The organism is Pseudorhodoplanes sp. (assembly GCA_032027085.1).
GTDB lineage: Bacteria > Pseudomonadota > Alphaproteobacteria > Rhizobiales > Xanthobacteraceae > Pseudorhodoplanes.
Genome location: JAVSMS010000001.1, coordinates 3,320,414 through 3,340,119 on the forward strand (window position 1 = coordinate 3,320,414; position 19,706 = coordinate 3,340,119).

Below are 19,706 nucleotides of genomic sequence, written 5' to 3' on the forward strand. Positions count from 1 at the left end.
GCGCATGGGACACGGCATGCCCGAGGCCCTTGCCTATTGCGAAAAATTTCTGCGCGAGGAGGACAAGGATCGCTATCTCGCCAGCCTGTTCGCGCCGGCGGATGCGCGCCCGGCCTTGTTCTCGCTTTATGCCTTCGATCTGGAGACGGCGCGTGTCGCGCTGCGCGTACGCGAGCCATTGGCCGGCGAGATTCGTCTGCAATGGTGGCACGACGCACTGACAGGGCAGATCCCCGACCAGGCGGCGGGCAATCCCGTGGCGGCGGCCTTTCTCGAAACCAGGCAGCGGCGCGATCTGCCGCTTGATCAGGTGCTGGCGGTGATCGAGGCGCGGCGAACGCGGCTTTATGAAGAGCCGCTGGCTGGGCTCGATGTGCTCGGCGATTTTTCCCGGAAGACGGCAGGCGCCATCTTTTCACTGGCCGCCCGTATTTTGAAAGGCGGCGCCGACCCGCAAGCCGACCGTCTCGGGGAGGCGGCCGCCTTGGCGATGGTCGTCGATGCGGAGGGCGGCACTCACAGCTATGCGGACAATGTCTTGAGCGCCGCGCGGTCCAGCCTTGCGCAGGCGCATGACCTGATCGGCTCCGTCTCCGACCGCGTTCTGCCCGCCTTTCTGCCGCTGGCTCTCGTGAACGCGCGCCTCGCCCTGATGGAGCGCAAGGCCTCGCCCGATATCCCGCAATGGCGCAAGCAATGGATTTTGTGGCGCGCGTCCAAAAATCTGGCGCGCCATCTTTCGTCTTAGAACGCGAAACGGTCGCGCAGATTGCGCCGTCCCGCGACGATGCGGGCGACCAGATCTTTCTCGATATGCCCTGAGATCAGCGGATCGATCAGGTCGATCTGGTTCATGGCGATGAGCTGCAGGATGTCGGAGCGGACCTCGCCATTCGCCGTGCGCGGCAGCTTGTCGACGACCTGCAGCCGCTCCGGTGCTTTCACGCCGTCGAGCCGGCCGGACAGATAGGCCGTGAAGATTTCATCGGCCAGAGTGTCGCTTTCAACAAAGGCATACAGCCCCGTGCCGGTGCGGCGATCGGGAAAGGCGACGATCGCGGCATCGCGCACCTGCGGGTGCTGCTTGAGTTGCTCGAGCAGCAGCGGGGCGTCATGCACAAGCCGCGGCCCGGACCCTTCGCGGTCGGTGAAATTCAGAAGGCCGCGCGTGATCCAGTAATAGACGCGCTTGCCGGTTGCCATCCACACGCGGGTCGGCAGGCTTTTGTTCGCCAGTACCCGCTTTTCCACCGGGGTGAGGCTTTGCGGCGCGTATTTGCGCTTGTGCTTCAGAAGGTGCCGCAGGTCCTCATAGGCCGCGAGGCGGAACAGCGCGTGGCGGCTGCGGAAACAGGTGGCGAGCTGGAAGTCGGTCAGCATGCAACGCCCGTCCGGCGTGCGCAGCCAGTTCTGTTCCTTGGCGAGGTCATTGTGCGTTACGTTATGCCGGTGCAGGGCGCGCAGCGCCCGCTTGGCCGACTTGAAATAGTCGAGATCGCCCTCGGGCTTGGCGATGTGCAGTGGCAAGGCCTCGATCCAGCCGCGGAACAGCACCAGCCGGCCCTGATGCAGCAATTCGGGCGCGATCCCCAGCCGGCCGGCGATTGCGAGCGCGCGCGCCTCGCGTTTCAGGAAGTGGCGGGCGATCGCATGGGTCCACCATGGTACCAGATCGATCCGCCGCATCACGGATTCGATCTCTCCATTCGGCGCCGTATAGAAGCCGCGTTCGACCGTGCTGAAGACATCCTGCTTCAGGATCACATCGCTGCGGAAGCGGCCGGCGGCCTCTCGGGGGAGTGTGTCGTGTGCGGTCATGGACGCTGGGTTTTACTCGGCGGGATGGCGCGCGGACAAGGTCAGGCGGCAGCGACGCCGTGGGCGCCGGATATCCAGTGAGCAAGATCCGCCAGGGCGCGGGCGCTCAGCGCGCGCTTCTTGGCGATGCTCTTCTCGGTCCCCCGCAATCGCTTGCCGTTGTCATCGCGGGTCGGAACGTGGGCGGGCGGCGGGAACAGACCGAAATTGATGTTCATTGGCTGGAAGGAGCGTGGCCCGGCGTCGATCGTCTCGACATGTCCACCGGTGATGTGACCAAGCAGGGCGCCGTGCGCCGTCGTGGGTGGGGGAGGATTTGCGGCTTCGCCCAGACATTCCGCCACCGCGAAGCGGCCGGCCAGCAGCCCGATGGCGGCGGACTCCACATAGCCCTCGCAGCCGGTGATCTGTCCGGCGAAGCGGAGCCGCGGTTGCGTACGCAGCCGTAGGGTCTCGTCCAGAAGCGCCGGAGAATTCAGGTAAGTGTTTCGGTGCAGTCCGCCCAGGCGGGCGAACTCGGCTTTTTCCAGCCCTGGAATGGTTCGGAAGATGCGCGCCTGCTCGCCGTGTTTCAGCTTGGTCTGAAAGCCGACCATGTTGAACAGCGTGCCAAGCTTGTTGTCCTGACGTAACTGTACGACGGCGTATGGATTCTGTGTAGGATTGTGTTCGTTGGTCAGGCCGAATGGCTTGAGCGGGCCGTGCCGCAAGGTCTCGCGTCCGCGCTCGGCCATGACCTCAATCGGCAGGCAGCCGTCGAAATACGGGGTCGAGGCTTCCCAGTCATGGAATGAAACCTTTTCGCCGGTCAGCAGGGCATCGATGAAAGTCTCGTATTGCTCACGATCAAGCGGGCAATTGATGTAATCGGCGCCGGAGCCACCGGGGCCCACCTTGTCGTAGCGCGACTGGAACCAGGCCACCGACATGTCGATCGAATCGCGATGCACGATCGGGGCGATGGCATCGAAGAAGGCAAGCGACTCGACGCCGCTGATCTTGCGGATGGCCTCGGCCAGGCTCGGCGAGGTGAGAGGGCCGGTTGCGATGATGACCTGACCCCAGTCGGGCGGCGGCAGAGCGTCGATCTCGCCGCGCGCGATGGTGATCAGCGGGTGCTGTTCAACCGCCGAAGTCACAGATCTGGAGAATTCGTCGCGATCGACCGCCAACGCGCCGCCGGCCGGCACTTGGTGCGCATCGGCGCAGCGCATGATCAGCGAGTCGAGACGCCGCATCTCCTCATGCAAGAGTCCGACGGCATTGGTCGCGGCATCGTCGGAGCGGAAGGAATTCGAGCAGACAAGCTCGGCAAGCCCCGCCGTCTTGTGCGCGGCCGTATCACGGTGGGGCCGCATTTCGTGCACGACCGCGGGCCATCCGCGCCCGGCGATCTGCCAGGCCGCTTCGCTGCCGGCAAGGCCGCCGCCGACGATGTGGATGGGGCGCTGGGCGCTCATGGAGCCGCTCATGGCGGTTAGCTAGGCCAATCCCGGGGTCCGGGCAATGCACCAAATGAAAACGCCCGCTGTTGGCGGGCGTCTTCATGCAGACTTGGAGGTCTGGTTCGTCTTAGGCGGTACGCTCGGCATTTTCCCAGGCGACCCGCGCGATTTCCGAACGGCTGATGCCGATATCGGCGAGCTCACGGTCGCCAAGACGAGACAGTTCCCGCAGGCTGGCGTCGTAGGCGCGCCACTGCCGGAGGAAGCGGAAGAAACCGGAGAGAAACATGACCATCATCCCTTTGATTGGACTGAAGAAGTCCGTAACGAATCTGAGAGAAAGATAAGCCGGGATGGTGCGGTGCAAAAGATATTATGTTGCGGTGCAGCTATGCAAGGAACACATATCCCAAGTCATAATTCATTAGAATTTTAGCCAAGCGGGCCATGATTTTCTTGCTTTAGGGCTTTCCGCAGGAAATTTGCCCTCCATTTGACGCATAGGTTACCTTACACCCGCCGGGATTTTCGATGGAAGCCCGACCTTTGCGGCAAAGGAGCCGCAGGACCCGGACCGGGTCAGCAATCTGGTGGTCGCGGAAGCGTCCGCGGCGCCGAGCGCCCGTTCGCGGGCGACCTTGCACTTGCCGCAGGATTTGCAGCGACGCTTCGAGCAGCCGACTGCATTGCGCGACAATGTCAGGCGTCAACTGTGAGCCGGCGGCGGCTTCAGGTTTCGACCATGAGCATTTCAGGCAATGCTCGAGATCATCCACAAACACGACATCCCCGGACTCGACATCCGCGGCTGCGCTCGGCGGCTTGCGGCCGAAAGTCCGACGAATGTTGTCGATCTGCTCAGCCAATTCAGCAAGCAAATCCGCGACGCCTTGATCGCCCTCAAAATCCGCCAGAGTGCTGCGCAACCGCTCTCTGTGTCCGGCGGCCAAGGTCATTCCGAACTCTGCCTCGCTTCTCAAGGCTCATATGCGAGCGTGCTTGCATTCCTGTTAATCAAAATTGGGCCGGAGTCGCGGAAAAAAGTTTTCATGATGCGATGAGCATCGGCGAGAATTCGTCGCGGTATTTAATAGTCAGAGGCTACCGCGGACGAACGCCAGGCTTGCCAGTGGGTGGAAACAGAAATTCGGCGCCCGCCCGTTCAAAGACTTCGCGGATCGGCTCAAGGCTTGGTTCGTCGCCAGCGGCGGCGCCTGTCATTTCCTCAAGACGGCGGATGGTCGAGGATGAGACCTTGGCGGTCTCCGCAAGATCACGCACCGACCAGTTCAGAATGCCACGCGCGGCCCGGATTTGCGCACCGGTCAGTTTTGCAGAACTGGCATTGCTCGCCGGCGCCCAGACTTTGCGCTCGTGAATGTCGATGCAGATTCCAACCCATTCGCGGATTGAGCCGTCAATGTTGCGCACGGGTGCGCCGCGGCAATTGTACCAGCGGTAATCGCCCGAGCGCCGGCGGATGCGGAATTCGGCGTCGTAGATCTCGCTTCGCTCGACGGCCCGATGCAAGTTCTGAATGGCAATCGCCTTGTCGTCAGGATGAAGGGCGTCCAGCCAGCCCCATCCCGCGACCTGTTCAGCCGTTTGTCCGGTGAGTTTCCGCCATTCCGGCATGTCGGTGACCTTGCCTTGCGGATCGCTGGTCCAAACCACGGTGGCGATCGCTTCGACCAGCGCGCGATACCGCGCGTCGCTGGCTTGCTTGGCAAGTGAAGCTTCCCGGCGGCGCGTCACGTCGAAGATGATTCCGATGGCGCGCGCGGGCTTTCCGGCCTGGTCGAGCAGAACCTCACCGCGCGACGACAGCCAACGCACGCGCCGGTTCGCCTGGATGATTCGGAATTCGCGATCAAGGGGCATGGCGTCGTTGACCACCCGCTCGAGTTCGCCTTCCGGACGGCGATCGTCGGGATGGGTCATCGACCGCAAGAGCCGGTAGGACGGCTCCACTGAATCCGGCTCGAGGCCGAGCAAGGCAAAGACGCCTCGCGACCATTCCATTTTTTGCGTTCGGAGATCCCAGGTCCAGATTCCGGCGCCACCTTTTTCTTCGATAAAGCGAAGTGTTTCGGCCGGGCCGCTATCGCCTTCGAACAAGACTAGCATCAGAGCCTCCTGCTGCCGCGAGAAGGTCACACAAAATTCTAGTCCAAAAGGACGCTATTACTCAAAAATTGCGTAATCAATGGCAAAGCAACGGGGAGTGGTATAAATATTTGTTGCAACTGAACCCTGCCGCTGAATATGGCGACCATTGACTGGATCGGCGCGTTGTCGGAATGCCAACCCAAGGGAAGGAAAAATCATGCGGCTCTTAAGTCTCGTGACTTTGTGCTTGGCTGGGACGGCTTTAGTGAGCGCAGCGGCATCGGCACGCACAGCCCAGGTGGCGCCGGTCCGACCCGAATTTACCCGTCCCGGCGGCACCCCTGGCGCCGCGCGCGGGATCGTGAAGCCATCAGACACTTACATGATCGCGCCGGCTCAGCCGGATGCGGCAGGCATGAAAAAGAAGCGAAAGCGCCGCTGAGCTCGCAGGTTGCCGGTCAAAACGGCGGTCTGCTATAGCCTCCGGGCCTCATCCTCGAACCGGAGCGTTTCATGTCTGTCGACACCGCGACCGTCCGCCGTATCGCGCATCTGGCGCGGATCGCCGTGGAGGACAGCGAGGTCGAGAAGATGCGCTCCGAGATCAACGCGATCCTCGCTTTCGTCGAACAGCTGTCGGAAGTCGATGTCGAGGGGGTCGAGCCGATGACGTCGGTGACGCCCATGAGCATGAAGAAGCGAACGGACGAGGTCACCGACGGCGGCATTCCCGATATCATTGTCAGAAATGCGCCTGCGACCCAGGATCACTTTTTCTTGGTGCCGAAGGTGGTTGAGTGATGTGCCTCGCCTGCGAAGAAGCCGAGCTGTTCTATCGCTTCGAGCTGCTCAGGCAGATTGCGGACGGCAAGATGCCGGACGGGGTCACCGAGGCCGATCTGCGCGCCATGGATTTGCCGCTGCCTGGCGAAGTCGAGGTGGTCGAGGATGCAGACGGCAAGAAAACACTGAGACGGATTGAAAAGAAATCCGGCACCAAATCTTTCGCGTGCGACAGCCCTAACTCATGACAGAACTGACCTCTCTCACCATCGCGGAAGCGCGCGATGGGCTGAAGGCCAAACGCTTCAGCGCGACCGAGCTCGCCAATGCGCATCTTGCGGCGATGGAGCGGGCGCGTGTCCTTAACGCCTTTGTGCTGGAAACCCCGGATATCGCCCGCGCCATGGCGCAGGCCTCCGACCAGCGCATCGCGTCCGGAGCGGCGGGCCCCCTGGAAGGCATTCCGGTCGCGGTGAAGGACATGTTCTGCACCAAGGATGTGCGCACCACCGCGTGTTCGCACATCCTCGACAATTTCATCCCGGCCTACGAATCCACCGTGACCGCGCAGCTCTGGCGCGACGGCGCGGTTATGCTGGGCAAGACCAACAATGACGAATTTGCCATGGGCTCCTCGAACGAGACCTCGTTCTTCGGACCGGTGACATCGCCGTGGCGACGGCAGGGATCGAACACGCCGCTGGTGCCGGGCGGCTCATCCGGCGGATCGGCGGCGGCGGTCGCCGCCAATGTCTGTCTGGGGGCGACGGGTACGGACACCGGCGGCTCCATCCGCCAGCCGGCCGCCTTCACCGGCATTGTCGGCATCAAGCCGACCTATGGCCGGTGCTCCCGCTGGGGCATCGTCGCCTTTGCATCTTCGCTCGATCAGGCAGGACCGTTCGCTCGTTCGGTCCGCGACAGCGCCATCCTTCTGCGCTCGATGTCCGGGCACGATCCGAAGGACACGACATCGGTCGATCGCCCCGTGCCTGACTACGAAGCGGCTATTGGCAAGTCGGTCAAAGGAATGCGGATCGGCATTCCGAAGGAATATCGGCTTGAGGGCATGCCGGCCGAGATCGAACGTCTGTGGGAGCAGGGCATTGAATGGCTGAAAAAAGCCGGCGCCGAAATGGTCGACATCTCGCTGCCGCATACCAAATACGCGCTGCCGGCTTATTACATTGTGGCGCCGGCGGAGGCTTCATCCAATCTCGCGCGCTACGATGGCGTGCGCTACGGGCTGCGCGAAGAAAGCCGCGACATTGTCGGGATGTACGAAAAGACCCGCGCATCGGGTTTCGGGGCCGAGGTGCGCCGCCGCACCATGATCGGCACCTATGTTCTGTCGGCCGGCTATTACGACGCCTACTATCTGCGGGCGCAAAAAGTCCGCACTCTAATCAAGAAGGACTTCGAAGATTGCTTCAAGAATGGCGTGAACGCCATTCTGACGCCGGCAACGCCATCGGCCGCCTTCGGCATCGGCGAGAAGGGGCAGGCTGATCCAGTCGAGATGTATCTCAACGACGTGTTCACCGTCACCGTCAATATGGCCGGTCTCCCGGGCATCGCCGTGCCCGCCGGATTATCGGCAGAAGGCTTGCCGCTCGGCCTTCAACTCATCGGGCGCCCGTTCGATGAAGAGACGCTGTTCTCGCTCGGCGACGTGATCGAACAGGCCGCGGGCCGCTTCGCGCCGCAGCCCTGGTGGTGATCAAGAGAAACGCTGAGGTGGCGTAACTCGTCAACCGCTCTTCAAAGCGGTCTGTCGAGCGATTTTTCTCCGTGTCAGATTGATCTTGCTGCCAGAATCAATTTGCGGCGCGGGGGAAATTGCAGTGACCGTTGAGGAAATACACTGGCTGGTGCGCCTCTCATACGGGGCTTATGATAGCGGCGCGCGACACGATCTTTGATTTGTTCGACGACGATATCGAGTGGCGCATGTTCTGCCCGCCGGAGGCCCTGCCTTTTTCCAACAGGCTCTGCGCAAGACCGAAGTTCTGACGGCGACCCGAAAGATTGATGAACTGGTTGAAGTGCTTGGCAACGACCTGGAACTGGTCGTGGTGGTGGAGGGAGACCAGGCGGCGGTGATCCGCGATGGCAAACTGCGTCAGCGGTCCACCGGCCGTGTCATGCGTTACAAGGTCGCCGCCTTCCATCGCTACCGGAACGCCGGCTGGTCGAATACGTGGCCTTTGCCGACAGTTTCGACATGATGCAGCAGGAGTTCGGCCGCACCATTCAATTGCCGCCGTCCTTTCCGGATGCCACCAAGCCCTGAAACCTCCGCGCCTTGATGGCCGGTCCGGGAAGGTTCTATAGCTGTGCCGGAAATCTGTGCCCCCTTTCCGGACAGGGGCAGCGGGTCTTTTTCGGGATCGGACATGAACGCACCGGCTAAGGCGAGCAAGCTCATCAGGGGAGCGGATGGCGACTGGGAAGTCGTGATCGGCATGGAAATCCATGCCCAGGTCACGTCGCAGTCCAAGCTCTTTTCCGGCGCCTCGACCGAATTCGGCGGCGAGCCGAATTCGCATGTATCGCTAGTCGATGCGGCGATGCCGGGCATGCTGCCGGTGATCAACGAGGAATGCGTCAAGCAGGCCATCCGCTCCGGCCTCGGTCTGAAGGCGCAGATCAATCTGAAATCTGTTTTTGACCGGAAGAACTATTTCTACCCGGACCTGCCGCAGGGCTATCAGATCAGCCAGTACAAGTCGCCGATCGTGGGCGAGGGCGAGGTCGTGGTCGACATGCCCGACGGCGAGACCGTCACCGTCGGGATCGAGCGCCTGCATCTTGAACAGGATGCCGGCAAGTCGCTGCACGACCAGCACCCGACGATGTCGTACGTCGATCTGAACCGGTCGGGCGTGGCGCTGATGGAAATAGTGTCCAAGCCTGATCTGCGCTCCTCGGAAGAAGCCAAGGCCTATGTGTCGAAGCTGCGCACCATCCTGCGCTATCTCGGCACCTGCGACGGCAATATGGAGGAGGGCTCACTGCGCGCCGACGTCAACGTCTCGGTCCGCAAGCCGGGCGCGCCGTATGGCACCAGGTGCGAGATCAAGAATGTCAACTCGATCCGCTTCATCGGCCAGGCGATCGACTATGAGGCGCGCCGCCAGATCGACATCCTGGAGGACGGCGGCACGATCGATCAGGAGACGCGGCTGTTTGACCCCGGCAAAGGCGAGACCCGTTCCATGCGCAGCAAGGAAGAGGCGCATGACTATCGCTATTTCCCCGACCCCGATCTCTTGCCGCTGGAATTCGATCAGGCCTATGTGGAGGCGCTGAAGGCCAACCTGCCCGAGCTTCCGGATGAGAAGAAGGCGCGTTTCATCGCTGACTACGGACTGACGCCCTACGACGCCGGCGTGCTGGTCGTGGAACGCGAGACCGCCGACTTCTTCGAGGAGGCCGCAAGGGGGCGCGATGCGAAAGCCACCGCCAACTGGGTCATCAATGAGCTTGCCGGCCGTCTCAACAAGGACGGCAAGTCGATCGCGTCTTCGCCGGTCAGCGCAAGCCAGCTTGGCACCATCCTCGACCTCATTGGCGAGGGCACCATCTCCGGCAAGATCGCCAAGGACCTGTTCGAGATCGTCTGGGCCGAGGGTGGCGACCCGCGCGCCATCGTCGAACAGCGCGGCATGAAGCAGGTCACCGATCTCGGCGCGATCGAGAAGGCGGTGGACGAGATCATTGCCGGGAACCCGGGCAAGGTCGCCGATGCGAAGTCCAACCCGAAAGCGGTCGGCTGGTTCGTCGGGCAGGTGATGAAGGCGACGAGCGGCAAGGCAAACCCGCAGGCCGTCAACGACCTGCTGAAGAAGAAGCTCGGCCTTTAGTCCGTCCGTTCATTCGGGTATGTCGCACGCAACGCGAGGCCTTGCGAAAAACGCAAGCAGCGTGCCCGCGAATATTTTGCAAATCTGTCAGTGACTTGCAGATCGAACGTCGCGCGCACAGGATGGGCTTGCGGACGAAAGCAAATCGAGCGCCGACATCATCTCAAAGGTGGAAGGGCGCCGGTTTGTCGCTCTCATCGGGATCAAGCGTGCAAGATTTGCGCGGCGGATTAACCATAGCGACGTCCGAAGCAGTGGATGAACCGCAACTCTCGCTGCTCAGCACATCGAACCGCGTCGTTCGCGGATGCGAAGAGCAATATCAGTATCGTCAGCAACGATTGTTTCGAGCAAGGGAGGGGTCGGAGAGCCGCGCACGTGCAAACGGAACGGATGAAGCGGCACCTTTTGTGCCGATCGTTGCGAATCGCTTGCACCCGATTCGCTCGTTTTTGACCGATTCAGCGTTGGCGCATCCGATTTTGCCGGCGCTTTCCAAAATTTTTTTTTGGCGCCCCTTTGCGATCCGATCTTGACAACGTAAGCCGCTGAAACGGCTGCAATGCGTACGCGAGGATATTTGAATCAGCCGACTGTGCGGATTCTTCAAGCTGAACTTGGCCTTTATTTTCAAGCTTATTTGCGATTCCGCGCATGATGCGGCGAATGTCGGAGCAAGCAGCTTGCTCGCATGCGAGACGATGCGATCTTGTGCGCCGTCGGCCGCGCCAACGGCGCGCAAGCGCTTGCGCGCGTACACGTTTCGTTAAGTGGAGTCGCTGTTTTTTGCATTCTGTAGTAATCGAAATGGAGTGCACGTCGATTCGCGACTGCACTTATTCGATAGCGCCATCTCTTAACTGGAGGGCACAATGGCGAAACGTAGGAAGGCGAAGGCCGCGGCCAAGAAGACCGCGAAGAAGACGAAGCGCAAAGCCGCGAAGCGGAAATAGTCGCATCGTTTTCGGCCACGTCATATAGGCCGGCAAGGTCATTCAGCGCGATGCGCTCGTGCGAGGCTTTGCCGGCTTAACGTGACGACGGAGGGCGTCGGCGAGACAGACGTTTAGTCTCTCCGACGCCCTCGGTCTTTTAAGCGGGGCGATGATCGCCCGGGATTGTTCAGGCCGCTTATGCGGCCTTCTCTTTGAGCCGCTTGTTGCAGGCGCTGTAATATTTCGACCAGGTCATCCCCTTTTCGACCTTGCCGTCGGCCTTGGCCTTCTTCCATTCGGCGCCGCACGCCTTCTGCCGCTCATGCGCCGCCTTGCGCGCGGCTTTCCCCTGCGCCTTTCTTTCCTCGAGCTTGGCCTTTCTTTCCGCGGCGGCGGCCTTGCGGGCTTCTGCCTTTGACATCTTCTGCGCCGCCTTCTCGGTCTCTACCTTGGCCGCGGGCGTCTGCGCGAATGCGGAATTGATTGGTCCTGAAACGACAAATGCGGCCGCCGCGACGGCGGCCAGAATGACTTTCGTTGACATCGGTTCACTCCCTCACGCGGCCGATGTGATGCAGCACGTCTCGTGCGGCCGCTCGCGAAACGATACGCGTTTTGCCGGCCGCCCGCCACAGGCGCGCTAGTGCAAAGCTCGTGATACGTCGCAGCAATCAGCGCCGCTTTCGATTTGAAGTACGAGACCTGAGCACGCCGCAAGTGTGCAGGACCTTCAAATCGGCCGCACTGGTTGCGAAACGGGGAGGCGCATTCTAGGTGATCGGGACCCGAATTTTCATCCCGGAGCATGACATGGCGCGTGTGCAGACGAAGGCAAAGCGGAGGTCGGCGGCGAAATCGAAAGCGGTTGCGAAGCGGGCCGGCGCCCGACCAAAGACCGCGAAAGTGCGCGCCGCCAAAGCCAGGCCGCGCCAGCGCCCGATCGAACTCTATTACTGGCCGACGCCGAACGGCTGGAAGATTTCCATCATGCTGGAGGAGTGCGGGCTTCCCTATGTCATGAAGCCGGTCAACATTTCCGTCGGCGATCAGTTCAAGCCCGAATTTCTGAAGATCTCACCGAATAACCGCATGCCGGCGATCGTGGATCCGGATGGTCCGGGCGGGAGGCCGATCTCGGTCTTCGAGTCTGGCGCCATCCTGCAATATCTTGGGCGCAAGACCGGCAAATTCTATCCGAAGGATGAGCGCGGCCGCGTCGAGGTCGATCAATGGCTGTTCTGGCAGATGGGCGGGCTCGGCCCGATGGCGGGGCAGGCGCATCACTTCCGTCTCTATGCGCCCGAGCAGATTCCCTATGCCATCGAGCGCTACACCAATGAATGCAATCGCCTCTATGGCGTCATGAATACCCGCCTGAAGGACCGGCCGTTCCTCGCCGGCAAATATTCCATCGCCGACATCGCCTGCGTCGGCTGGGCCTCGCGCTACGAGCGGCAGGGACAGGACTTTTCAGAATTTCCGCATCTGAAACGCTGGCTCGACACCATTCTCGCGCGGCCGGCAGTGAAGCGCGGCATGAGCTTGCGCGTGGAAGAGGCGAGCAAGGTCGACATGAAAGATCCGAAGGTGCAGGAGCTCTTGTTCAAACAGCGGGCCAGGGCCGGCTGATCTGCAACGTGTGCGCTACGCTGTCACCGCGGCAGACGGCGGGCCAGCGCCGGCTGATCTGCAGCGTATACGTTACCCTGTCTCCGCGGCGGACGTGCGCGAAGGTTATCGCCGGGATAATGAGGGGGGTCGCCGATTGGTAACCGTGCGTCTCCGGAATGCAGAATTCCCTTTGTTTTCTGGCATTTTCTGATGCCGCGAGGCGCGGCGCCGGCCCGACGCGTTGAGATTCGATTCACTGCAACGCTTAAACTGCCATTCAAATTTTCCCCGAATGATCTGCGTGTCCGGTGGGGATGCCGGACAGCAAATGCAAACCGCCGCAAAAGGCGGATCGACAGGGGATTGTCATGGCACGTTTTGAAATGTCCGGCCTCGAGCCGGCGACACTGGGGCAGGGGACGCTGACCGCGGATGCCTTTTATGATCTCGGCATTCGCTACGCCGTCGGCAACGCGGTTCCCGCCGATCTCGTCGTGGCGCACAAGTACTTCAACATCGCCGCGCTGAAGGGCAACAAGCACGCCGCCCAGCAGCGCCAGGAGATCGCCGCCAACATGTCGCCCGCGGAAATCGCTGCGGCCTTGCGCGAAGCCCGCGCCTGGCTGAGGTCGCATTGAGGCGCACCCAGGCGAAACTGTGACAAGCGTCGGAAACCGGCGGCGCCTGTTCATTGTTGTCTGCTTGCGTCGCCGGGCTCTCTCCGGCATATCCCGTGATGACGGAGACGTGGCCGAGTGGCTGAAGGCGGCGGTTTGCTAAACCGTTATACGCTCTCAAGGCGTATCGAGGGTTCGAATCCCTCCGTCTCCGCCATTCTCCATCCTGCGCGCTACGCCGGATAGTCCGCTGCGAGCCGCGCTTGTTCGCCTTCGGAATCGAAGGTCGCATCCCATCTGAGCTTGCCTATCAGGTGGAGCGGCAGTTCCGGGCGACTTGTCGCCATCTGGGTCCCCACCAGAGCTTGTTCGATAGTCAAGACGGCAATGCCCGGTGATTCTCCGAAACTGCCGTTTCTGTCCCCAAAACGGACGCCGCACGGGATGGGATCGCCCCGGAAAACCGCTGCCGGCAGGGGAGGTAAAATCCTGCGCCATGCGGTGTCAAACTGGCACCAGGTTTCCTGAATTCCGACAACCTGTTGAAAAACTGAAGTAAAATCGCCCAATCGACCGCCCGTCATCATCGCCGGGCACAAGTTTCCGCCCTCTTAATCTGAGTGCCATTTGTGCAACAGCCACCTGAAAACAGTGCCAAGTGCCTGTGTACGAGGCGTTTCTTCATTGCACGCTAATTGGCCTTGGCTAATGTGGCTGAGCGACGGAGGGGGGCATCTCCCAAGTCGTCCCGCTTGGTTTTCTCTCTCGGGGGAATTTCCAAAGAGAAAGCCAAGTGGTTCGCGGGGGCAACGGAACTTCAAGGGTGGCAACACCCGGCAGAGGCCCAACCCTCCCTAAAGTCAAACTTGGAGGTTCAACATGAAGATGGTGAAAAGCCTTCTCCTCGGCTCGGCGGCAGGTTTGTTCGCTGTTGCGGGAGCGCAGGCTGCCGATCTTCCCGTTAAGGCCAAAGCGGTCGAATACGTGAAGGTTTGCTCCCTGTACGGCGCGGGCTTCTACTACATCCCGGGCACCGATACCTGCATCAAGCTCGGCGGCTTCCTGCGCGTCGACATCGGCCACAATCAGGCCGGGTCGCTGGCGACTTATACGTCGGGTGCAGATGCCCAGTATGACCGTGGCACGAACACCCATCGCACGCGCACGCGCGCTGCGCTGTCGGCTGACGTGCGCACCCAGACCGAATACGGCACGCTGCGCTCCTATCTGCGCGGTGGCTGGCAGTGGTCGACGAACGACACGATCACGTCGAACAACAACATCACGTATTTCGACCGTGGCTTCATCCAGTTTGCCGGCTTCACCTTCGGCAAGACCGAATCGTTCTTCGACTTCTATCCGGTGCCGGTCTATTCGTTCCAGACCCAGGCGTTTGAAGGCTCCTCGGGCGGCGTCGGTATCAACGTCTATGCCTATACCGCCCAGTTCGGCAACGGCGTGTCGGCGACACTCTCGTTCGAAGATCAGAGCTTCCGCAGCCTGTCGGTTGTTGACCTCTCGCAAGGTGTACCTTTCACCTATAACGCTGCTAACGCGACCGACCGAACCGGTCAGGACGTCCTGGACATCGTGGCCAATATCCGCGTCGACCAGGCCTGGGGTTCGGCGCAGATCATGGGTGCGCTGCACGAGAATGCCGCGCGCTACTACGCGGCAAACCAGAATCTCGGCCATCCTGACTCCGAATGGGGCTGGGCGGCTGGCGCCGGCATCACCCTGAAGATGCCGTGGGATGCCAGGGACACCCTGTCCTTGCAGGGCGTCTATTGTGAAGGCGCGGCCGGTTACTGCGTGAATCCGGGTCGTGCGGCCACTGCAGGCACCAGCGGTTGGTCGGGTCTGGCGTTCGGCTGGAAGCAGGATGCTGGCACCATCGGTGGCGCATGGGCGGACGATGCCTATTTCAATACCGGCACCAGTCTCGAACTGTCGCAGGCCTTCAGCCTGGCGGGCGCTTTCCAGCACTACTGGACCCCGTCGCTGCGTACTTCGATTTACGCTCAGTATGCCAACTACGAGGCCAACAGCACGCAGGTTGACACTGTGATTTGCGCCGCCCGTGCTCTCTCGGCTGGTTGCGCCGACTGGTCGGCCTATCAGATCGGCTCCCGCACTCTGTGGAATCCGGTTGCCAATCTCGATGTCGGCGTGGACATCATGTACACTCACCTCGACAGCGCTCTGATCGGTTCGTCGCAACTTGACAATCCGAACGGTGGTACGCCCGCCTTACGTCCCTTCGCTGATGGCGACGTATGGTCGGGCCTGCTGCGCGTGCAGCGCAACTTCTGGCCGTGATCGTCTGATCAAGGTCTGAGTTACAAGATCCCCCGGTGGCGACGCCGGGGGATTTTCTTTATGGGACCAGCCGAGTGACGTCATGCAATGTCTGAAGCCTGAACCTCTTTACCTAGACGGATCGGCCACCGGGGCCAATGTCATGAGAACGGACACGAAGGTCCGGCATAATGCCGGCCAGAAAGGAACAAAAAAAACCCGCAACCCGGTCTATTCCGGCCGCTTGCGACGCTCCGCCGCAATTAATTCACAAAATTTAGGTATTTTGCTACCAGCCCTCGCTGTGAGCTGCCGTCGCGAAGCGCGAGACCCAAAATGGCTTGCCTCTCTTTTAGAGGAAGGCAACTAAGCTGCCGCACCGCCTGACGAAGTCGGAGATCGACGCCACAAGGTCGCCCCTGAGCAGCGGCGGATGCCCCTGATCGGCGACCTCGATCGTCTGCAGGTCCTTTCGCCGCGCCTTCATCATCTGCAGCGTCTGCGCGCTCAGGATGTCCGAATTGGCGCCGCGGATCGCCATCAGCGGGATGCCCGCCAGCGCATCGAACTGGTTCCACATGGCGGGCGGCGGCTGCTCAGGATCGACGGCCTTCAGCGTCTCGCGCAGGCGCGCGTCATAGGTCAGCACGAGGCGCCCATTCGCCCGCCGCCAGGTCTGGCGCGCCGCCTCGAGCCACTCCTCCGCCGTCAATCGCGGAAACTGCGCGCTGAAGAGCCGCCGCAGAATGTCCGCGCCTTCGTCGAATGACCGCGGTTCAGGCAGCTTGCCGACATAGCTCTTGATCCGCATCAGCCCGCCCGGCTCGATCACCGGGCCGATGTCGTTCAGCACGGCGCCGGCGATCAGCGTCGGCCGCGCCGCCGCCAGCAGCATGGTGAGGATGCCGCCGCGCGAGGTGCCGACATAGACCGCGGGGATGGCGTCAAGTGCGGTCACGGCGGCGATGACATCGGCGAGCTCGACCGCAAGATTGTAGTTCTGCGGATCGCGATCGTAGTCGGAGGCGCCGCGCCCGCGATAGTCGAGCGCCAGCACCCGGCGCGGCCGTATGGCATCGTGCGCAAGCGTAATGGCCAAACCGTCGAAATCCGCCGTATTGCGCGACAGGCCCGGCAGGCAGACGACCGGGACACTGTCGCAGTGCTGCGCGCCCCAGACACGCGCATGCAGCTTCAGGCCATCGGGGGCGGAGAGGAAAACCGATTCGCCATTGCTCACGTACCCTCCGCTTGTCATCGCTCGCTTGCCTCTCCGTTGTCATCATCCGCGAAAGCGGATGATCCAGTAACCCCGGTCCGGCAAAATTCGCTCAAATCCGCGTTTACTGGATTCCCCGCTTTCGCGGGGAATGACGAAGGAAAGGTCAAGCCGACAGCACGTCATCTTCTGTCATGCCCGTGTCATGCCCGCGAAAGCGGGCATCCAGTACCCGGAGTGCCGGCGACCGCGGGATAAAGGTCGATCCAGTTGGGATTGTTCTCTTCAATCAATTGAATCTTCCAGGCGCGATTCCACTTCTTGAGACGTTTTTCCCGCTGAATGGCGCTGTACGCATCATCGAACTGCTCGAAATAGACCAGTCGGCACACGTCGTATCGTGCGGTAAAGCCGCCAACGGCCTTCGACTTGTGTTCGACGACGCGTTTGATGAGGTCGCTGGTCACGCCGATATAGAGAGTGCCGCCGATGCGACTCGCAAGGATATAGACGTAAAAATTTCTACGCCCGCGCATGCGCGTAGTCTGTCCCGCCGTCTTCGCCCGCGCAAGCGGGCGATCCAGTAACCCCGGTCTGCGAAAACAGGGCGCGGCCTGCGTTTACTGGATTCCCCGCTTGCGCGGGGAATGACAAGAAAGACTCAATTCCCGCTCATCCCCCGCCGCAGATCGGCTTCGATCATCAGCCTGGGCGAGCCGCCGAAGCGCACGCGATAGATCTGCATGTTCTCCATGACCCGCTGCACGTAATTGCGCGTCTCGGAGAAGGGAATGCGCTCCACCCAGTCGACCGGATCGACTTTCGGGTCGCGCGGGTCACCGTAGCGTTCGCTCCATTCGCGCACGCGGCCGCGGCCCGCATTGTAGGCGACAAAGGCGAGGATGTAGGAGCCGCGATAGGCCTCAATGACGTCCCCCAATTCGGCCGCGCCCATCTGGACGTTGTAAACCGGATCGTTGAGCAGCCGCTTCTGGTCGAAGGAGATGCCGTTCTTCTTCGCGATATATTTGCCGGCGGCCGGCGTCACCTGCATCAGCCCCAGCGCATTGGCGCTCGACACCGCACGCGGATTGAAACCGCTTTCCTGGCGCGCGATCGCGTAGGCGATATGCGGCTCGACCTGCGGTCCCACCGGATTGTAGCGCGGCAGCCCGGCAATCGGGTAGGCATAGGCCTCGAACGGCAGGCCGCGCCCGACCGCGGTGCGGCCGAGCAGCACCATGGCGCGCGGGTCCTTGTTCTTCTCGGTCAGCGCCGCGACCGCCGCCAGCGCCGCGATGTCGGTGGTCTTGTCGGCGAGATCGGCCACCGCCGAGACCACGAGATCGCGCTCGTCGATCGCGTAGAGAATTTCGATCGCGCGCACGATTTCGAGCCGCGCGCCGTTCGGCGCCGCATGCGGCGGCGGCGGCATCCTGATTTCCCCAGGACCGAGCCTGGCGCGCGCAAGCTGGCCGTAATAGGCGGTCGGATATTGCGCACCCCGCTCGTAGTGGCGGCGTGCCTCGTCCCGGCGCCCCATCGTTTCCGCGGCGCGGCCCTGCCAGTAATGGGAGCGCGAGATCGAGGCGGGATGCTCGGCGCCCTGCATGATCTTCGCAAAATAGGGCATGGCCGCCGCCGGGTTGTTCAGAAAACGCAAGGCAATCCAGCCACTTGTGAACAGAGCCTCAACCCGTGGATGCTCCTTCTCAGGTAACGCTGCAGCGGCGGAAATACGGAAAGCAGCCTGCGGCTCGCCGATGTCGAGCAGCTTGCGCGCCAGCAGTCTCCGCTCGGTCCACCATTCTTCCAGGTCATGGATGGCGGCGGGCGACGTCGGTGCCTTCAACATCCATTGCGCGGCTTCCGCGATCTTGTCGTTGCGGCGTAGCCATTGCGCCATGGTGAAGATGAAGGCCGCGTCGTTGCGCGCATCCCGCGGGACGGCATCAAGCAGCGCCTTTGCGTTTGACGCCTTCTTCGCCACAGCCGCGCGCGCCTTTGCCAGCGCCACCTGCGAGGCGCCGAGCCGCTGCGCCGCGCGCATCGCGTCGTCCATGTCCTCGGCATAGAGAAGATTGTCCAGCCGCGCCTTGTGATCGCCCGCTGAAAGCAGCGCGCCGAAGGCGTCGAGCGCGCGTTTCTCCACGTCCGCGGAGAAGGAGTCATTGCGCCACGTGTCGCGCACCAGCTGCTGCGCCAGGGCCCGGTCACCCTGTGCCAGCGCGGTTCGCGCCAGAGCCAGCTTGCCCTTGGCGGAGACCGGCTTCTGCGCGGCGAAGAAATTGCGGACCTGTGCGTCGCTGGAAGGGTTCTGCCAGAGCGCCGCTTCCGCCTTACGGCGGAACTGCATCACGCTCGGCCAACCGGGATTGGTGGCGATGAAGGCGGCGTAGCGTTCAAAATTGAAATCATCGTCTTCTGCGCGCAGCACCGCCCATTCGATGACCTTGCGCGCCACCGGATCGCCGACCGAGCGCATGACCTCGGTTGCCGCCGAATTCTTGCCCTTGCGCACGAGATCGATCGCCTGCTTCACCGCGGCGAGGTCGGCCGGCGATGTGGCCGCGGTCGGCGCCAGCGGGGACTGTTTCGGCGGGGTCACGGCCGCGTGCCGCACCGGCGGTTGCGCAAAGGCTGCGGGCGGGGGCTGGATTGGCGTCGGCGCGAAAGCGGGAGGCATGGCGCTTGCAACCGTCACAGTGGCTGCGGCCGCCGGGCGTGGCCGCGGCATCGGCACGGTCGCGGCGATTTGCCTAGGAGGCGCAGCTTTCGCTTTGGGCGCGGCCTGTTTGGGCGCGGGTTTGGGCAGAGGCTTGGCGGCCGCCTGAGGCTCAGCTCTGGGCGCCGCCAGCGCCGGCGAGCCAAGGACAGCCAGCGCGGTCGCGGCCAACAGATGCCCGATCAGCTTGCGATGCAATGTGAACCCCGATCCTCGCCCAACGGCCGCGTTCTCGGCCCGATTCGGGCGCAATTCCATTGTCCTGAAAATCGTAAAGGAT

Annotated in this window: 20 protein-coding genes and 1 tRNA gene; 12 read left to right on the forward strand and 9 right to left on the reverse strand. The window is 62.1% G+C overall.

Going from position 1 to position 19,706, the window contains the following annotated elements:
* Positions 1 to 16: 16 nt before the first annotated feature.
* Entirely contained in the window at positions 17 to 748 is a 732-nt protein-coding gene (locus RO009_16030; GenBank protein ID MDT3686542.1) for a squalene/phytoene synthase family protein, read from the forward strand.
* Here RO009_16030 and RO009_16035 read toward each other — a convergent pair.
* The 3 genes from RO009_16035 to RO009_16045 all read right to left on the reverse strand — a co-directional run bounded on the left by RO009_16035 (position 745) and on the right by RO009_16045 (position 3,552).
* Positions 745 to 1,818: a serine/threonine protein kinase gene (locus tag RO009_16035; GenBank protein MDT3686543.1), complete on the reverse strand. Its 1,074-nt coding sequence runs from the start codon at positions 1,816 to 1,818 to the stop codon at positions 745 to 747. The genes RO009_16030 and RO009_16035 overlap by 4 nt on opposite strands.
* 41 nt (positions 1,819 to 1,859) lie before the next feature.
* Entirely contained in the window at positions 1,860 to 3,290 is a 1,431-nt protein-coding gene (gene trmFO / locus RO009_16040; GenBank protein MDT3686544.1) for a methylenetetrahydrofolate--tRNA-(uracil(54)-C(5))-methyltransferase (FADH(2)-oxidizing) TrmFO, read from the reverse strand.
* Positions 3,291 to 3,390: 100 nt separating this feature from the next.
* Positions 3,391 to 3,552, reverse strand: a complete 162-nt coding sequence (locus RO009_16045; protein ID MDT3686545.1) for a DUF1127 domain-containing protein — start codon at positions 3,550 to 3,552, stop codon at positions 3,391 to 3,393.
* Between the two features lie 469 nt (positions 3,553 to 4,021).
* On the opposite strand from RO009_16045, the gene RO009_16050 reads away from it, so the two are divergent.
* Positions 4,022 to 4,324 (forward strand): hypothetical protein, encoded by a 303-nt coding sequence (locus RO009_16050; protein MDT3686546.1) that lies wholly within the window; start codon positions 4,022 to 4,024, stop codon positions 4,322 to 4,324.
* Positions 4,325 to 4,364: 40 nt separating this feature from the next.
* On the opposite strand, the gene RO009_16055 is transcribed toward RO009_16050, so the two are convergent.
* Complete coding sequence (locus tag RO009_16055) at positions 4,365 to 5,390, reverse strand: PAS domain-containing protein (protein MDT3686547.1); 1,026 nt, start codon at positions 5,388 to 5,390, stop codon at positions 4,365 to 4,367.
* Between the two features lie 495 nt (positions 5,391 to 5,885).
* Between RO009_16055 and gatC the strand changes: the two genes are divergently transcribed.
* From gatC to RO009_16085, 6 genes are all read left to right on the forward strand, one after another.
* Complete coding sequence (gene gatC, locus RO009_16060) at positions 5,886 to 6,173, forward strand: Asp-tRNA(Asn)/Glu-tRNA(Gln) amidotransferase subunit GatC (protein MDT3686548.1); 288 nt, start codon at positions 5,886 to 5,888, stop codon at positions 6,171 to 6,173.
* A complete protein-coding gene (locus RO009_16065) occupies positions 6,173 to 6,403 on the forward strand; it encodes a hypothetical protein (protein MDT3686549.1) in 231 nt (76 codons plus the stop codon). The genes gatC and RO009_16065 overlap by 1 nt, the downstream gene beginning before the upstream one ends.
* On the forward strand, positions 6,400 to 7,875 hold the full coding sequence (gene gatA / locus RO009_16070) for an Asp-tRNA(Asn)/Glu-tRNA(Gln) amidotransferase subunit GatA (GenBank protein MDT3686550.1): 1,476 nt from the start codon (positions 6,400 to 6,402) through the stop codon (positions 7,873 to 7,875). The genes RO009_16065 and gatA overlap by 4 nt, the downstream gene beginning before the upstream one ends.
* Positions 7,876 to 8,098: 223 nt before the next feature.
* Positions 8,099 to 8,383, forward strand: a complete 285-nt coding sequence (locus RO009_16075; GenBank protein MDT3686551.1) for a hypothetical protein — start codon at positions 8,099 to 8,101, stop codon at positions 8,381 to 8,383.
* A gap of 168 nt (positions 8,384 to 8,551) precedes the next feature.
* The gene (gene gatB / locus RO009_16080; protein ID MDT3686552.1) at positions 8,552 to 10,021 is read left to right on the forward strand and encodes an Asp-tRNA(Asn)/Glu-tRNA(Gln) amidotransferase subunit GatB; all 1,470 of its coding nucleotides are present in this window, start codon (positions 8,552 to 8,554) and stop codon (positions 10,019 to 10,021) included.
* 209 nt (positions 10,022 to 10,230) lie between these two features.
* Positions 10,231 to 10,557 carry a hypothetical protein gene (locus tag RO009_16085; protein MDT3686553.1) on the forward strand — a complete coding sequence of 109 codons (327 nt, stop codon included), beginning with the start codon at positions 10,231 to 10,233 and terminating at the stop codon, positions 10,555 to 10,557.
* A gap of 595 nt (positions 10,558 to 11,152) precedes the next feature.
* On the opposite strand, the gene RO009_16090 is transcribed toward RO009_16085, so the two are convergent.
* On the reverse strand, positions 11,153 to 11,500 hold the full coding sequence (locus RO009_16090; protein ID MDT3686554.1) for a hypothetical protein: 348 nt from the start codon (positions 11,498 to 11,500) through the stop codon (positions 11,153 to 11,155).
* A gap of 230 nt (positions 11,501 to 11,730) precedes the next feature.
* On the opposite strand from RO009_16090, the gene RO009_16095 reads away from it, so the two are divergent.
* The 3 genes from RO009_16095 to RO009_16105 all read left to right on the forward strand — a co-directional run bounded on the left by RO009_16095 (position 11,731) and on the right by RO009_16105 (position 13,401).
* Entirely contained in the window at positions 11,731 to 12,585 is an 855-nt protein-coding gene (locus RO009_16095) for a glutathione S-transferase N-terminal domain-containing protein (protein MDT3686555.1), read from the forward strand.
* A gap of 350 nt (positions 12,586 to 12,935) precedes the next feature.
* Positions 12,936 to 13,205: a sel1 repeat family protein gene (locus tag RO009_16100; GenBank protein MDT3686556.1), complete on the forward strand. Its 270-nt coding sequence runs from the start codon at positions 12,936 to 12,938 to the stop codon at positions 13,203 to 13,205.
* Positions 13,206 to 13,308: 103 nt separating this feature from the next.
* Positions 13,309 to 13,401 (forward strand) — tRNA-Ser (locus RO009_16105).
* Positions 13,402 to 13,417: 16 nt separating this feature from the next.
* Here RO009_16105 and RO009_16110 read toward each other — a convergent pair.
* Positions 13,418 to 13,771 carry a hypothetical protein gene (locus tag RO009_16110; GenBank protein MDT3686557.1) on the reverse strand — a complete coding sequence of 118 codons (354 nt, stop codon included), beginning with the start codon at positions 13,769 to 13,771 and terminating at the stop codon, positions 13,418 to 13,420.
* 292 nt (positions 13,772 to 14,063) lie between these two features.
* Here RO009_16110 and RO009_16115 point away from each other — a divergent pair, with 292 nt between their 5' ends.
* Complete coding sequence (locus RO009_16115) at positions 14,064 to 15,503, forward strand: porin (GenBank protein ID MDT3686558.1); 1,440 nt, start codon at positions 14,064 to 14,066, stop codon at positions 15,501 to 15,503.
* Positions 15,504 to 15,834: 331 nt separating this feature from the next.
* Here the strand turns inward: RO009_16115 and RO009_16120 are convergent, their stop codons facing one another.
* The 3 genes from RO009_16120 to RO009_16130 form a co-directional block, all read right to left on the reverse strand.
* Positions 15,835 to 16,722 carry an alpha/beta hydrolase gene (locus tag RO009_16120; protein MDT3686559.1) on the reverse strand — a complete coding sequence of 296 codons (888 nt, stop codon included), beginning with the start codon at positions 16,720 to 16,722 and terminating at the stop codon, positions 15,835 to 15,837.
* Positions 16,723 to 16,904: 182 nt separating this feature from the next.
* A complete protein-coding gene (locus tag RO009_16125) occupies positions 16,905 to 17,237 on the reverse strand; it encodes a GIY-YIG nuclease family protein (protein MDT3686560.1) in 333 nt (110 codons plus the stop codon).
* A gap of 125 nt (positions 17,238 to 17,362) precedes the next feature.
* Positions 17,363 to 19,624, reverse strand: coding sequence for a lytic transglycosylase domain-containing protein (locus RO009_16130; GenBank protein ID MDT3686561.1), 2,262 nt, complete (start codon positions 19,622 to 19,624; stop codon positions 17,363 to 17,365).
* Between the last annotated feature and the right edge of the window lie 82 nt (positions 19,625 to 19,706).

Excerpts from the sequence above, each read along its gene's own strand:
- RO009_16045 (MDT3686545.1), bottom strand. The coding sequence starts at position 3,552 with ATGTTTCTCTCCGGTTTCTTCCGCTTCCTCCGGCAGTGGCGCGCCTAC.
- RO009_16050 (MDT3686546.1), top strand. The coding sequence starts at position 4,022 with ATGCTCGAGATCATCCACAAACACGACATCCCCGGACTCGACATCCGC.
- RO009_16065 (MDT3686549.1), top strand. The coding sequence starts at position 6,173 with ATGTGCCTCGCCTGCGAAGAAGCCGAGCTGTTCTATCGCTTCGAGCTG.
- RO009_16125 (MDT3686560.1), bottom strand. The coding sequence starts at position 17,237 with ATGCGCGGGCGTAGAAATTTTTACGTCTATATCCTTGCGAGTCGCATC.
- gatA (MDT3686550.1), top strand. The coding sequence starts at position 6,400 with ATGACAGAACTGACCTCTCTCACCATCGCGGAAGCGCGCGATGGGCTG.
- RO009_16090 (MDT3686554.1), bottom strand. The coding sequence starts at position 11,500 with ATGTCAACGAAAGTCATTCTGGCCGCCGTCGCGGCGGCCGCATTTGTC.
- gatB (MDT3686552.1), top strand. The coding sequence starts at position 8,552 with ATGAACGCACCGGCTAAGGCGAGCAAGCTCATCAGGGGAGCGGATGGC.
- gatC (MDT3686548.1), top strand. The coding sequence starts at position 5,886 with ATGTCTGTCGACACCGCGACCGTCCGCCGTATCGCGCATCTGGCGCGG.
- RO009_16030 (MDT3686542.1), top strand. The coding sequence starts at position 17 with ATGCCCGAGGCCCTTGCCTATTGCGAAAAATTTCTGCGCGAGGAGGAC.
- RO009_16115 (MDT3686558.1), top strand. The coding sequence starts at position 14,064 with ATGAAGATGGTGAAAAGCCTTCTCCTCGGCTCGGCGGCAGGTTTGTTC.
- RO009_16055 (MDT3686547.1), bottom strand. The coding sequence starts at position 5,390 with ATGCTAGTCTTGTTCGAAGGCGATAGCGGCCCGGCCGAAACACTTCGC.
- RO009_16110 (MDT3686557.1), bottom strand. The coding sequence starts at position 13,771 with ATGATGACGGGCGGTCGATTGGGCGATTTTACTTCAGTTTTTCAACAG.
- RO009_16100 (MDT3686556.1), top strand. The coding sequence starts at position 12,936 with ATGGCACGTTTTGAAATGTCCGGCCTCGAGCCGGCGACACTGGGGCAG.
- trmFO (MDT3686544.1), bottom strand. The coding sequence starts at position 3,290 with ATGAGCGGCTCCATGAGCGCCCAGCGCCCCATCCACATCGTCGGCGGC.
- RO009_16035 (MDT3686543.1), bottom strand. The coding sequence starts at position 1,818 with ATGACCGCACACGACACACTCCCCCGAGAGGCCGCCGGCCGCTTCCGC.